We start from the raw sequence: 14,416 nt of genomic DNA, 5'->3' as shown, positions 1-14,416 counted from the left end.
GTTTGTGCCTGACAGCCTTGTGTCAGGCCGACTGCTTCCGCCAGTTGAGTTCGGGTTTATGCACCAGGCCGTTGAACGTCATCGGATCCGTTGTTAAACAGAGACGTGTGTCGTTTTCACTGAACTGTGCGTAGCGCAGCTGGCTGGAACCAATCCAGTTCGGAATGAGGCAATAGTCCAGATGGTGCGTGACGGTCTGCGCGGCGTCATGGGTTTCATAACGTCCAGCATACGCGAAGTAGGTGGCGGCGGCCTGCATCAGCTGCTGCTCTGACCCCCCGATCATGATGCCCGAGTCGTAGGGCACTCTGTCGCTGCCCATGATTTGCACCGTCATCCAGTTATCGTCAGTGTACTGAATATAGCCGGTTGCCCCTTCCCCCATCATATGAACCACGCTGCCGTCACCCAGTACATCAATGAAGGATTCCAGAAACCATAGCCCGTGAAGTTTCTGGCGTAACCCGTTGTTGTCGAAAGATTGCGATGTCATAGACCCTCCTCGGAAAGATCGTGCTGGTTAAGTGTAGTGAATTTTTTTCATAGGGCGGGGCAGAGCGAGATTTCCTGACAGTGTTATGGCACTGGCAGGAATGGGATTTACTTCATGCTGGCGGCGAGGGTATCGACGTTGTGTTTAAACGCAGCCGTGTAAGTTGCCGCGGGGCCGGAGGCGTCAGTCAGGGCTTCCGGGTACAGTTCACCGCCGGGCTGTGCGCCGCTGGCATCGGCGATTTGTTTCACCAAACGTCCATCGGTCTGGTTTTCAATGAAGTAGCTTTTCACCTTCTCTTGCTTGATTTGCTTAATCAGCGAGGCCACTTTTTTGCTGCTGGCTTCCGATTCGGTAGAGTAGCCCACCGGCGACAGGAACTTCACGCCGTAGGCATGGCCGAAATAACCAAATGCGTCATGGCTGGTCAGCACTTTACGCTTTTCTGGCGGAATCGCGGCAAAGGTTTTTTTCGCATAGCTATCCAGCTCCTGTAGCTGCTTGATGTAGGCTTCACCCTGCTGACGATAGTAATCGGCATTCGTTGGATCGGCTTTCACCAGCGCATTGACGATGTTGTGCGCGTAGACCACGCCGTTGCTCATGCTGTTCCAGGCATGCGGATCGGTTTCTGTTTTGCCATCTTCCACCATGGTGCGAGTTTCAATTCCGTTTGACGCCGTAATGACATCGCCATGATAGCCGGATGCGGTGACCAGTCGGTCAATCCACCCTTCCAGCCCCAGCCCGTTAACGAACACCAGATCGGCGTGAGCCAGCGTCTTGCTGTCTTTCGGAGAGGATTCAAACTCATGTGGATCGCCATTGACCTTCACCAGATCGGTCACGGTAACGCGATCGCCGCCAATATGGCTGACCATATCGCCGAGTACGGAAAAGCTGGCTACCACATCAAGATTCTTTGCCATCGCCAGTGGGCTAAGCAGCAGGCCGGATAACGCAATAGCTAACAGTGAACGTTTCATTTCTTTCCTCACAGAACATTGCAGATAACGAGAGTCATTGGTCAACGACGCAGGCGTAGCAGCCCACCGTTGTGACCAACGCAGACCGAGAAACAGAAAAACAGCGTAATCGTCAGAATGATGGCGGGCCCGGCGGGCAGCTCGGCATAGTAGGACCACAGCAGCCCGATCAGGCTGGCGAGCATCCCTTGCAGCACCGCAATGCCGAGCATGACGGGCAGGCGCTGCGTCCAGAATCGTGCGCTGGCGGCAGGCAGCATCATCATGCCGACCGTCATCAGCGTGCCTAACAGTTGGAACCCAGCGACCAGATTCAGCACCACCAACGACAGAAACAGACCGTGGATCAACGCCCGATAGCGGCCTGAACTGATGCGCAGAAAGGTCACGTCAAACGATTCAATCACCAGTGCCCGGTAAATTACCGCTAGCACCAGCAAAGAGGTCGATCCGAACAGCGCAATGTCGATCAGCGCGGTGCGATCCACTGCGAGGATCGAACCGAACAGCACATGCAGCAGATCGACACTTGATCCGCGTAGTGACACCAGCGTGACGCCGAGTGCCAGCGAACCGAGGTAAAATCCGGCAAAGCTGGCGTCCTCTTTTAATTCCGTGTGGCGGGTGACGAAGCCGGAGAGCATGGCGACGGCCAGTCCGGCGATAAAGCCGCCGATCCCCATCGCCAGCAGCGACATCCCTGAGATGAGGTAGCCGATGGCGACGCCGGGTAAGACCGCGTGTGACAGCGCATCGCCAATCAGGCTCATGCGTCGCAATAGCAGGAAACAGCCCAACGGCGCGGCGCTCAGCGTGATGACCAGACAGCCGACCAGCGCACGACGCATAAAACCGAATTCGATAAAAGGCGAAGCAATAAGGTGAAATAACATCATGATGTGACGATCCTGAGCGTTGGCGTATCGCTGTCGGCCTTGCGCAGGCTCTGTAGTATGGGCTGAGTCTCTCCCCAACGATGGCCGTCCGGGGTGAGATGCAAAATATTCGGGAAGTGCTGACCGACCAGTTCCAGATCGTGCAACACGGCCAGAATAGTCCTGCCTTCGGCGTGAAGTTGCTCGATGATCTGCAAAAGCGCCTGCGTGGTATGGCTATCGACGCCGGTAAAAGGCTCATCCAGCAGAATGATGGGAGCCTGTGTCAGCATCAGCCTGGCAAAGAGTACGCGCTGTAGCTGCCCACCGGAAAGGACGCCAATATGCCGATCGGCAAAGTCTGCCATGGAGACAGCGTCGAGCGCGTCTGCCGCTTTACGATGCCAGTTGGCATTGATACTTCGTAGTAATCCGCGATGGGGCAGCGAGCCCATGAGCACCAGATCGCGTACGTTGATAGGAAACTGCCGATCAAATTCGGAGAGCTGAGGCAAATAGCCGATAGCGCTATCTTCACAACCCCTACCGAGGCTGAATGAGCCGGATAGTGGCGGCAGCAGACCTGCCAGCGTCTTCAGCAGCGTGGATTTGCCTGTGCCGTTTGCGCCGATAATTGCTGTCAGCGAGCCTTGATGAAAGCACCCGCTGAGCGTCGCGAGCGGTGGTTGATTACGATAGCCAAAGGCCAGTTCTTGCAGGGCAATCATGGCAACACCACCGCCCACCCAACCAATAGCCACAACGGCACCAACAGCAGGGAAACCAGTAACGCGCGCTTCAGCGCAGAGAGGGAGTAAAAACTTGTCATTATCATCGGTAAAAAGCTAATTGTTATATTATAACATACCGATTTTTATCGATGACGATAGAGGCAATAGGTAAGAAAGTATGTAAGGCGAGTAGGTTTGGTTGAAAGTGGTTGCTGGGGCGGGAGTGCAATATTTCGTGCGCCGCACTGCTGACAAACCCCAGCCAACTCATATCGCGATGGCGCTTCTTTTCACGGCGTAAAAAATTATGCTGAGGAGATAGCAGGCTTAGGATGAGCCGCATGGACGCGGCGAAAGCTTGCGCCACGTATGGAACGTGTCGCAAGCGGTCCTCTAAGCCTGATACCGACGAAGGCACCGCTTTAGCGGCATAATTCCCGCCAAAAGCTGGGGTTCATAGGGGGCTGGCGTAGCCCCCTATGTCGGGCGCGTGCTACGACGTAGCATGAAGAGAACGGTGTTTGAAGCGCACGAAACCGTGCACAAGCAATGTGACTAAAAGCCAATTCCATGAATACATCACACCGTGATGAAATTCCCCTGCATATCAACCACAAAGCGAGTCGCTGGCTCATCGTTGATGTAACCCGCGAGGATTTTCAACATCAGGCCGAAGCGGTATTGCAGGCTGTCCGGCGGTAGCGTAGCCGTTGGCGTGTAAGCTGCCAGCAGGGCACGATACTGTTTCACCCGCGCAGCCGGGATATCCTGCCAGGCGAGATCGCTGCCGTTGCGCAGGCAGTACCAGTCGGTCACCAGCGTGAGCAGTGAAATATCCTGTAACCCATCTGTGCCCGTGACCGCATTCGGTTTGCGCTCAGCGGCGTCGGGCAGCGTTTTGGCGCTGATCGGTTCCTGCTGCTGTGCGATCCACAGCAGATCGGCGCAGTTCAGCGTATTGATGAGGGGCGATAAATCTTCCGGCCAGTCTTTTATCAGAAAACGCTGGCGTACCAGCAGCGCCAGATGATGATGCAGGAAGTCGTAATAATCGCGGCTTTTCAGAATGTCGCCCAGCGGCTCGCCGGTGCGATCCAACTCTTTCTGATAGAACGGGAATAGATGGTTGAACTGTGGCACGTTGCGCAGGACCAGCGTATCGATATCGACTCGGTCACTATGCAGCGTCGCCAGCTTCATGGCGGGCGGGTAAGCGGCCAGCGACGGCACCGCGACATTCACCAGTGTGCCTTGTGAACCGCGATACACGCCGGTATCGTTGACGTGCAGGTGACCGCTGAAGTGCAGGCGGATTCCGGCCGCCATCGCCTGCTCGGCAACCTCCGGCCGCGGTGTGCGTTTAATGAAGCTGTTGCTGCCAAACAGCTGTTTTTCGTCCTCCACCGTGCCGTCGAGGAAATCGACCAGCGGATAGTGTGAGAACACCAGCAGCTTTTTATTCTGCGCTTTCGCCCGCTGTACCACCGATTTCACCCACGGCAGCATGAACGGTTTCTCGGTCAGCAAGGCGTTCCAGCCCGTGTTGCTGCTGGTGGAGTAGCCTTCAATCCCTTCGCGTTTCTCCGGACCGTCTTTGACCTGATACACATTGGCATCAATGGAAAGCAGCCACAGTCCCGCTTCCGGTTCTACCAGATAGGAGGCGTCCACGATATTCCACTGCTTGCTGCCGTCCGGCGAGCGGGCGAGATACTGGCGTTTACTGAGTTCATCGCTGTCGCCAAACGGCGTTTCCCAGTGCAGGAAGTCGTCGCGCTTAAAGAAACCAAACGGCTTCATCAGCGGCAGGCCGCGTTCATAGCCGAGCGCCTGCATCTTGGCGGTGACAATCAGCGACTGCGCGTCGCCAAGCTTAACGCCGGGTTTGCTGCTTAGCATGGTGCTGCTGCCGTCGGCGTTGAGCATCCGTTGCCAGGAGTCATCCCCCTGCGGGCGATTGACATCGTGGTTGCCGGGCGTGGCGAAAAAGCGCATCCCGTGGCGCTGTTCATACTGCGTCAGGATGGCGGCAATCCCTTCAACGGTAGGCTGCTGGCCGTCATCGGAATAATCGCCGGACAGCACCACGTATTTCACCTGCTGTTTTGCCAGTTCGTCCAGCGCGGCCAGCAGCGCAAAGTAGGGTTCATTGAAGATGCGGGTCGAATTCACCGAATCTTTCAGGGTGCGAATGGTTAGCTTCTTTCCGGTCTGCGCATCGGGCAGGCCGTCAAAATCGTAGTTGCCGTAGATATTGTGGACGTGGACGTCTGAAATAATGGCAATGCGCAGCGGACTGGCGGGCGCTGCTGATTCGGCGTTAGCGTGAAAAAAACCGCCAGCCAGCGTAATGGCGCTGCCTGCGCCGAGCTTGACGAAGGTTCTGCGAGTGAGTGATGTCATTGATGTCTCCGGCATTATTTATTTTTTATAACGGATGGCTGTATAACGCATAATCATGACAGGCAATCAATCGCGCGCCGTCGAGCGCATCACCCACCGGGGCGGCGAGTTGGGATTGCCACTCGTCCGGCAGCCAGGGACGAATATGTAAACCGATGCTGCCCATGAGCGATAAGCGAGGTGTTGCGTGGCGTGCCACGGCGGCCAATAGCAGGCTGATTTCGCTGGCCGTTTGCGCTAGCAGCGCATGAGACGCGGCATCGTCCTGCTGAGCGCAGTCAAATACGTGGCGGGCGAACTGCGCATAGTCGCCCGGTTTCGCCTGCTGGCTAAATGTCTGTAGCGCGTCGAGCGTGTTCGTGGGCGCAGTGCTGGCGGAAAAGAAATCGTCGATACGCTGACTGAGCGCAGACGGCGCGCACCAGCCTTGCCGCACATTATAGGTGTGTTGCAGCGCCGCCAGCCCAAGCCGTGCGCCGCTACCCTGATCGGAAATCGGGAATTCATGGCCGCCGTAGGCGGTAATCGTCTGGTTCTGCCACGCCAGCCCGCACGAGCCGGTTCCGGCAATGACCACGCCTGCGTCTTTCCCTTGATTGACGGCCAGACAGGCACCCAGCGCATCGGTATTGAGCACCTGCGTCGCGTAAGGATGTGGCAACGCCAGAAACGCCTCGTAGGCGGCGTGATGTTCTGCGCTAGCGAGTGCCAGTCCGACTTTCAATCGGGATGCGTCATCCGGCGATAGCCCGCTGTGCTTCAACGCCTGCTCGATGGCATCGTCCACCGACTGGCGCACGCTTTCCACACCGAGCAGCAGATTGGCACGACCGCCGTGTCCCTGACCGAGCGGCGTACCGTCGGCCTGATAAATACGTGCCCGACAGCCAGTACCGCCGCCATCTACACCGGCATAGAGCCATGTCGTCATGATGCGTGCGCTCCAGAATCCAGATAGGGAAGACAGGCAATCGCCAGATCGCCGCTGAGGCTGACCGCTTCCGCCTGTGAGTCCGGCAGGCTGTTGAGCAGCAGAGTCAACTCGCCAGCGCAGCGGGTCAGCGACTGCACCGACAGTGCGTCCTGCGGGTGTGCCAGCACAACGTGCCCGAGCGTGGTGTAGTCAGCGGCCTGTGCTTGCTTTGACCAGTCGATCACGCGATCGACATGCTTATCGAAGTGCAGGAACAGCGCTTCGCTGAGCGGCGTAAGCGGCGTGATGCCCTCAACGGCCTGAAGCATCTCCTGTACCGCCCACAGCCCTAGCCGCGACAGGCTGGCCGGGTCGCCGATCGGGAAGCTATCGCCGCCGCGGCAGGTCAGAAGGCCGTCATGCCAGTGCAGCAGACGGGTGAAACCGCCAGTGACCAGCAGATAGCGATGTTGTCCCGGCCAGCGCTGTTCGCATATCGTGCTTTCGCTAATGCGATCAAAGGGACGATCGCCATCGATGTCGATCTCCCTCAACTGCCATTTCACGGTGCGTTTTTCCGCTGTTGTTGATTGGTCGCGATCGTTTCGTTGAGGCGCTTCACATCGTTTGACGTCAGGCGCAGATACTCATCAAACGACACCTGATCGTTCAGATATTGGGTAAAGCGCGTCAGGATAATCGGGTATAGTTCGTTCGCGCCCAGACTTTCCATGCGTTCCCAATCAAAGACGTAAGACGGGATCTTTTTGATCTCTTCACGCGCGGTGTTCAGGCCGTCGATCACGTGCTTATCTTTGGTCTGATAGTGCAGATCGGTGATATCCGCGCCGACAATGATATTGAAGCGCTCGGCGATCTCACGTTGCAGAGGTTCGCTGCCCAGCCACTCCATAAATTCGGCGACTTCCTGCGGGTGTTTGGTGGTGGTGAACGGCATGATGAAGGTCGCTCCGCCCATCGAGATGCATTTCTCTTTGCACGGCGCAGGCAGCACTTTCCAGTCAAAACCGTCGCCAATCTGCTTACTGAACTGGTTCAACAGCCAGTTGCCGGAGAAGTAGGTCACGATGTTGCCGTTCACGAAATCGTCCGCCATGCTCTTGTACTGACCACCGCCTGCCGCGCCCCACATTTCACGCGGGAACACGCCTTCGTCCGACCAGCGCTTCAGATCTTTAATCCACTGCTGCGCCGCGGCGTCCGGGAAGTTGATCAGCCCGTCTTTATCGTAACGTGCGCCATAAGAGTAGGCTGGGCCGGAGAAGCGGAAACCGCTTCGGTCGATGGTGAAGGGGATATGCACGCCGGTTTTTTCTGCGACCAGCTTCGAGGCTTTCATCAAGTCATCAATCGTGTAGCCCGGCTGCGGCAGAGGCACGCCCGCCTGTTCAAACAGCGTGACGTTAACGAACGGCAGATCGGCGGTCCAGGACGCGACAAAGCCCGGCAGCGCATCCGCTTTATGCACGCCTTTCACGCGCATGATTTTTTCGATGCCGGCGCTGTAGCGTTTCTCAAAGGCGGCCGGATCTTTCAGGTAAGGGCGCAAATCCAGCGTATAGCCGAGCAGCCCCATTTGCGTGGTTTTGGCAATATCCGGGCCTAAGCCTGCCGCCAGCTGCATCGGTAATTGTGTTTGCAGCGCGTTATAGCCCGTGCTGACAAAATTCACATCGATGCGCTCATTGCTCTGGGAGAAAGCTTTTACTTTCTGTTCCATGAAATGCACTAATTCGGGATCGTCGTCACTATATAAAAATGTTATTTGCGTTTTAGCGGCTAACGCGCTGCTGCTGAATAACCCCAGTGCAAGGGCGGAAAAAAATAACGCGGTGTTGGAACGCATCATAAACCTCTCCGTTGGTGAGCACATCTTATGTTTGATTAATGACGTAAATACCCTGGCGTTGGCGACGGGGTTTATTTTATTCCTGCGATTTAGGCTGTCTTTTAATTAATGCAAATTTGCATTCATCTGTCATTTTCATCATGCAATCATGGACAGAACGCTGATTGATTTATGTGAAGCAGGTTAAAGATATTTTAAATGTTGATTTAAATGAAGCATTTTTGTGATATTAATCACATATATAAACGCGAGAATCTTATTTATTAATGCGAAATGTCAATAAATGAATGCAAATGACAATTTAATGCAAATTTGCATTCTAATTGCGATATCACGGTGCAGAGAATGACCCGCTGCCCTAAATATTGGCAGGGTGTGCACAGTGAAAGTGCAAATAAGTACCGCCATACCTTTTCGTTATTTTATTTTTCAACGCCGTAAACAGGATTCAGTATGAATATCGGTTGGAAATTAAAGAAGAACGGCGTCATTAATCGGTTTCTTATCACCGAGTTGACGGGAAAACGTTATTTCGCCGAGCCGGATACGCTGCCGGATAAGGTGAATTACCGCTTTATTAACGGTTTTGTCGATGTCGGCGTGCTGCCCTGTCGCGTGCGTTTTTTGCAGGAAGAGGCAAAGCGTGAGGTGGCGCTGCCGGACGATTTACGCTTCCCGCTGATGTGGAGCGGCGGCGATGAAAGCCGCAGCGTAAATTTCAGCGATTTCTGGCCGTGTCCGGTTCACGTGCAGCGCTTTTCCCGCTGCGTGATCCACAGCGACAGCGTGCAAACGGCACCGTTTACGCTCAGCACCTGCGGCGGCGTCACGCTGTGGCTGAACGGCGAGCCGATTACCCGCTTTACGCCCTTTACCCGCAATACCGAACAAACCTGTGACATCACGCTGCCGCTGCAAGCAGGGGCGAACACGCTGGTGGTGCATAGTGAAGAGCTGTGCGAACGTGATACCGACTACCTGTTCAGCCTGTGCTATCAGGGAAACGACACGCTCTTCTGGCAGCTTGATGAAGACGCGGCGCTCAGCGCACAGCTGGCCGCGCTGGATAGCTGGGTGAACGGGCTGACGCTGGAAAATAACCTGATCCAACCGCCTGTGCTGGTGCTCAATAGCGCGCAGCCGCTGCCGGAATCCGTGACGATGGCGCATCGGCTGATTGGCAACGTCAACGAATCCGTCCCCGTATGGCAGCAAAAACAAACGCTGCCTGCTGGCAATCTCGGCTGGCAGGTGGATCTGCCTGCAGCTCTGGTGGGCTACTACGATCTGGTCTGTGCCGCGACCTGCAATGGTATTACGCTGACGCGCACGCTCAGTTTCGGGCGCTTGCCATCGCAAACGATGCCTGCATTACCGACGCTGGCCGCGCGACGTGAAGCGGTGCTACGACATACCGCGCTGCACGGCTTTGAGCGCCTCGGACGGCTGCTGGCGATTGTCGCGACGGGCGAGGGCAGCGATGCCGCCGCACCGATTCTCAACAGCGCGCTGCAAAAAATCAGCCGCCGTGAAGACTGTGCCGATTTCCAATTGGTGCCGTTGATTTGGCTGTGGCAGCGCTATCAGGGGCAGCAGTTGCCGCCGCAGGACTGGCGGCGCGTGCGCAGCGCGATTCTCGGTTTCCGCTACTGGATTGATGAACCGGGCAACGACACCATGTGGTTCTGGAGCGAAAACCACTGCCTGTGTTTCCATGTCGCGCAGTATCTGGCCGGACAAAACTTCCCTGATGACACCTTCCCATGCAGCGGCCGCCGCGGTTTGGAGCAAAAGGCGATTGCTCACGAGCGCCTGACGCGCTGGTTTGATTCTATTCTGGAGCACGGGCTGGTGGAGTGGAACTCGGCAGCTTATTACCCCATCGATCTGATTGGACTGGTGGCGCTGTATGAACTGGCGCAGGACGCCGATCTGCGCGAGAAATCTCGCGTGGTGATTGACCGTATCATGCTGATGACGGCGTGGGTACACCAGAACGGCGTTGCAGTTGGCACCATGGGGCGCGCCTACGATAAAGAACTGCGCTCCGGCATGTTGACCGAGCTGTCCGGCCTGTGTGCGCTGATGTGGGGCGAGGGCTGGCTGATTCCGCACTGTGCCGCGCTGCCGCTGCTGTGCCTGAGCGACTATCAGCCGCCGGAAACGACGGATCGAATTGCACACTGGTCACTGCCGCACGGTGCAGAAGCGCGCTGGGTGCAGGGGCTGAACCGCAGCGCCCGCATCATTGCCTGGAAGCAGCGCGACGTGGCGTTTTCTTCCGTCTTCGATCATCACCCCGGCCAGCCCGGACACCAGCAGCATCTGCTGGATGTACGTTTGGGTACGCACTATGCCGCCCGCCTGTGGGTGAATCACCCCGGCGAAGATCGCCCTGACGGCGTGCACCGTCCTTCTTACTGGGCGGGCAACGGACGTTTGCCGCACCTGATGCAGCATCGCAATCGCGCGCTGATGGTGTTCGACCTGCAAAAGGATGCCCGCCCCTGGACACATCTCTATCTGCCACAAACCGCGCTGGATGACGTCATCGTTGAAGACGTCTGGTGCTTCGTACGCGGCGGTAACGGCTATGCCGCGTTTCATAATCCCGCCGGATTGCAGCCGTTTGCGACCGCAGGCCAGCAGGCGGAAGGCGAACTACGCGCGTATGGCGAACAGAACGTCTGGTTCGTTGCCGTAGACAGCGGCAACGGCGCACAAGGATTCGCCGCATTCGCTGCCCGCTTCCGAGGGCGTTCTCTGATACAGGACAGCGACGGCGTGCGTATCGACGATCCCGATTACGGCGAATTGGCCTTTAGCTACGCGGCAGGATTCAGCGTGGCGCAGCAGCCTTTCATTTTCCCCGACGATGTCCCGGTCGTCCCGCAGTTCAACACAGGAAACCCATGACATGCAGACAGGTTCACTTAACCGACAACAAACCGAAGCGCTGCTGGCGCAGGTGGCGCGGGCATTTTGCCGCCTGAAAGCGATCGACAGCGTGACGCAGGACGATGCGCCGGATGCCGGACTGACGATTCAATTTGAGGAATGGGATTGGGAGGTCGGCGTCGGGCTGTACGGTTTCTGGAAGCTGGCGCATCTGACGCAGGACGACACCATGCTGACGACGCTGGCGAACTGGTATCAGCAAAAGCTGGATGCCGGGCTGCCGCCGCGTCAGATCAACTCGACGGCGCCGATGCTGGTGCTGGCGTTGCTGTGTCAGGACAAACCGGATGCGCCCGCGCAGTGGCGTGAAACGGTGAGCGACTGGGCGGACTGGCTGCTGCACTCGCTGCCGAAAACCGAGGACGGCGGCTTCCAGCACACGGTGAAAGAGCGTCCGAACACCGGGCAATTGTGGGATGACACGCTGTTTATGGCCGGTCTGTTTCTGGTGGTGGCAGGGAAATTGCTCTCCCGCCGCGATCTGATCGAAGAAGCGGAATACCAGCTCGTTACACATGCGCGCTATCTGGCCGATGTGCGCAGCGGGCTGTGGTATCACGGCTGGACGTTCGTTGGTCGCCATCATTATGCGAATGCGTTCTGGGGACGCGGCAACGCCTGGATCACGCTGGTTCTGCCGGAAATGCGAGTGCTGGCGGAGGATCAACTGTCCGCGCCAGTTCTGCGCACGCTGGAAGCGATTCTGGAACAGCAAACGACAACGCTGGCACGCTGCCAGCACGAGTCTGGCCTGTGGCATACGCTGCTGGATGACCCGGATTCGCCGCTGGAGACGTCCGCCAGCGCCGGATTTATCGCCGGGATTCTGACGGCGCGTCGATTGGGCATGCTGCACGATTTCCCGCAGGACGTACTGGAAAAAGGCTATGCCGCCGTAGTGGCGCAGATTGACGCACAGGGTGTGGTGCAGGGTGTCTCGGACGGCACGGCGATGGGGCACGACTTACAGTTCTATCGCGATATTCCTAATGTTGCCGTGCCTTACGGGCAGGCGCTGGTCATGCTGATGTTATTGGCACAGTTAGATTCTGTTTGCGAGGGCTGACAATGGCGAGTCTGGAACTAAAAAACGTCCACAAAAGCTATGGTGCGGTGAACATCATCAAAGGCGTGGACTTAACGATTCATGATGGCGAGTTCATGGTCTTTGTGGGGCCGTCGGGCTGTGGAAAATCCACGCTGCTGCGCATGATTGCCGGGCTGGAAGAGATTAGCAGCGGCGAACTGTGGATCGACAACCGCAAAGTGAACGATCTCACGCCAGCAGAGCGCAAGATTGCGATGGTGTTCCAGTCTTACGCGCTCTACCCGCACCTTTCGGTGCGCAAGAATCTCGCATTCGGGCTGGAGAATTTGCACTTCCCCAAAGACGAAATCGCCCGCCGTATTGATGAAGCCGCCCGTATGCTGGGACTGGAACCTTATCTGGATCGCCGACCGCGTGCGCTGTCGGGTGGGCAGCAGCAGCGCGTGGCGATTGGTCGTGCGATCGTGCGTGAACCTGACCTGTTCTTGTTTGATGAACCGCTCTCCAATCTGGATGCCAAGCTGCGTGTGCAGACGCGCGGCGAGCTGTCCCGCCTGCATCAGAAGCTACGCACCACCATGATTTACGTGACTCACGATCAGGTGGAAGCGATGACGATGGCGCAGCGCATTGTGGTACTGAACGCCGGTCGCATCGAGCAGGTTGGCACGCCGCTGGAACTTTTCAATCGGCCGAAAAATAAATTTGTCGCCGGCTTCATTGGTTCACCGCGCATGAATATGTTTCAGGCGCAGATCGTCGCCACCTGCGCGGACGGCGTTGAGGTGCAGTGTCCGTCGGGTAATCGTCTGGTGCTGCCGTTTATCGGCACCGTCGGGCAGAACGTCACGCTCGGCATTCGTCCTTCACACTGCGAGCTGGTGGAGGACGGCGAGGGCATGGCGCTGTGCGTCGATCGCTGCGAGATGATGGGGCATGAAACCTTTATCTACGGGCGAATGGGCGGTATTGACGATGAGATGATCGTCCATCTGGCGCAGCACCGTGAGTTCGCCGCAGGTGAATCGGTGTTCGTCCGCTTCCCGCCGACGTATTGCCATCTGTTCGACGGCAAAACGGATGACACATTGCCGCGTTGTACCGAGCACTAATTATCGCGACGGGAGAGGACGACATGAAAAAAATTGCCTTACTGCCCGCAGGATCGCTGATCGATAAGCTGGTCACGCCAGTGGAAAAAGCGGTGAATCTGCTACAAAAACTCGGCGGCCGCAAAGTGATGCCGTGGTTTTTTATCGCGCCGAATATGCTGCTGTTCGCCGTTTTTGTCTTTATTCCGATTCTGCTCGCGGTCTGTTACGCCTTTACCGGCGGCACCAATATCCTGCTGTGGGAACGCCCTTACGTCGGCGTGGATAACTTTTCCACGCTGTTGAGTTGCGGCAACTACGCCGAGCCATCGACCTGTGAACAGGATCTGTTTTGGACCGGCGTCTACAACACGGTGTCGTTCACCTTTTTCAACGTGCTCTGCACGCTGCTGGTGGCGCTGGTAACGGCGCTGATCCTCAACCGTAAGATTATCGCCCGTGGCTTTTTCCGTGCCATGTTCTTCTATCCGGTGCTGCTGTCGCCGGTGGTCGTTGGCCTGATCTGGCAGTGGTTCCTTAACCGCAACGGCCTGCTGAATCTGGTGCTGTCGTCGCTGGGCGGGCAGCCGATCACCTTCCTGCTCGACCCGACGCTATCGCGCTTCTGGGTGGTGTTTGTCTCCGTCTGGTTTCACGTTGGATTTTATACCCTGATCCTGCTGGCCGGATTGCAGGCGATCCCGCGTGATATCTACGAGGCGGCGGCGGTGGACGGCACTTCGCGCTGGCGTGGTTTCTATCGCCTGACGCTGCCACTGCTGGCACCGAACATTCTGGTGGTGGTGATTCTGCTGACCATCAACAGCGTGCAGATCTTCGATGAAGCCTGGGTGCTCACCAACGGCGGCGGCCCCGGTACGGCCAACAGCTTTATCGTGCAGTACATCTATCAGACGGCCTTTTCGTCAAACGCATCGCTCTACGGGCTGGCTTCGGCGGCCTCGGTGTTGATGGGCGTAGTGTTGATGATCCTGACGGCGTTACAGTTCCTGCTGACGCGTCGGCTGGAAGGGAAAAAATAACGGGA

Annotated in this window: 12 protein-coding genes; 4 read left to right on the top strand and 8 right to left on the bottom strand. The window is 57.0% G+C overall.

Annotated elements, in window-relative coordinates; genetic code table 11:
- Positions 1-22: 22 nt before the first annotated feature.
- From H4F65_RS18725 to H4F65_RS18690, 8 genes are all read right to left on the bottom strand, one after another.
- A complete protein-coding gene (locus H4F65_RS18725; RefSeq protein ID WP_010286579.1) occupies positions 23-493 on the bottom strand; it encodes a lipocalin-like domain-containing protein in 471 nt (156 codons plus the stop codon).
- 107 nt (positions 494-600) lie between these two features.
- Entirely contained in the window at positions 601-1,479 is an 879-nt protein-coding gene (locus H4F65_RS18720) for a metal ABC transporter substrate-binding protein (protein WP_010286577.1), read from the bottom strand.
- Between the two features lie 41 nt (positions 1,480-1,520).
- Entirely contained in the window at positions 1,521-2,375 is an 855-nt protein-coding gene (locus tag H4F65_RS18715; RefSeq protein WP_010286574.1) for a metal ABC transporter permease, read from the bottom strand.
- Positions 2,372-3,082, bottom strand: coding sequence for a metal ABC transporter ATP-binding protein (locus tag H4F65_RS18710; protein WP_010286572.1), 711 nt, complete (start codon positions 3,080-3,082; stop codon positions 2,372-2,374). Before H4F65_RS18710 ends, H4F65_RS18715 begins: the two co-directional genes overlap by 4 nt.
- 582 nt (positions 3,083-3,664) lie before the next feature.
- Positions 3,665-5,488: a metallophosphoesterase family protein gene (locus tag H4F65_RS18705; protein ID WP_010286569.1), complete on the bottom strand. Its 1,824-nt coding sequence runs from the start codon at positions 5,486-5,488 to the stop codon at positions 3,665-3,667.
- Positions 5,489-5,513: 25 nt separating this feature from the next.
- Positions 5,514-6,419 carry a glucosamine kinase nucleotide-binding domain-containing protein gene (locus H4F65_RS18700; protein WP_010286567.1) on the bottom strand — a complete coding sequence of 302 codons (906 nt, stop codon included), beginning with the start codon at positions 6,417-6,419 and terminating at the stop codon, positions 5,514-5,516.
- A complete protein-coding gene (locus H4F65_RS18695) occupies positions 6,416-6,967 on the bottom strand; it encodes a glucosamine kinase (protein ID WP_010286564.1) in 552 nt (183 codons plus the stop codon). The genes H4F65_RS18700 and H4F65_RS18695 overlap by 4 nt, the downstream gene beginning before the upstream one ends.
- On the bottom strand, positions 6,964-8,271 hold the full coding sequence (locus H4F65_RS18690) for an ABC transporter substrate-binding protein (RefSeq protein WP_010286561.1): 1,308 nt from the start codon (positions 8,269-8,271) through the stop codon (positions 6,964-6,966). Before H4F65_RS18690 ends, H4F65_RS18695 begins: the two co-directional genes overlap by 4 nt.
- Before the next feature lie 453 nt (positions 8,272-8,724).
- On the opposite strand from H4F65_RS18690, the gene H4F65_RS18685 reads away from it, so the two are divergent.
- Genes H4F65_RS18685 through H4F65_RS18670 form a run of 4 tightly spaced genes read left to right on the top strand, consistent with a single transcriptional unit; the run spans position 8,725 to position 14,411 of the window.
- Entirely contained in the window at positions 8,725-11,187 is a 2,463-nt protein-coding gene (locus H4F65_RS18685; RefSeq protein ID WP_039319051.1) for a hypothetical protein, read from the top strand.
- Between the two features lies 1 nt (position 11,188).
- Positions 11,189-12,295, top strand: coding sequence for a beta-galactosidase BglB (bglB, locus tag H4F65_RS18680; RefSeq protein ID WP_010279320.1), 1,107 nt, complete (start codon positions 11,189-11,191; stop codon positions 12,293-12,295).
- Between the two features lie 2 nt (positions 12,296-12,297).
- Complete coding sequence (locus H4F65_RS18675) at positions 12,298-13,389, top strand: ABC transporter ATP-binding protein (RefSeq protein WP_010279317.1); 1,092 nt, start codon at positions 12,298-12,300, stop codon at positions 13,387-13,389.
- A 23-nt stretch (positions 13,390-13,412) separates the two neighbouring features.
- Positions 13,413-14,411: a carbohydrate ABC transporter permease gene (locus tag H4F65_RS18670; RefSeq protein WP_010279314.1), complete on the top strand. Its 999-nt coding sequence runs from the start codon at positions 13,413-13,415 to the stop codon at positions 14,409-14,411.
- Positions 14,412-14,416: the final 5 nt, after the last annotated feature.

This window comes from Pectobacterium brasiliense (assembly GCF_016950255.1).
GTDB lineage: Bacteria > Pseudomonadota > Gammaproteobacteria > Enterobacterales > Enterobacteriaceae > Pectobacterium > Pectobacterium brasiliense.
Note: the sequence above shows the minus strand (reverse complement) of the source record. Positions and strands in the feature narration are given on the sequence as shown.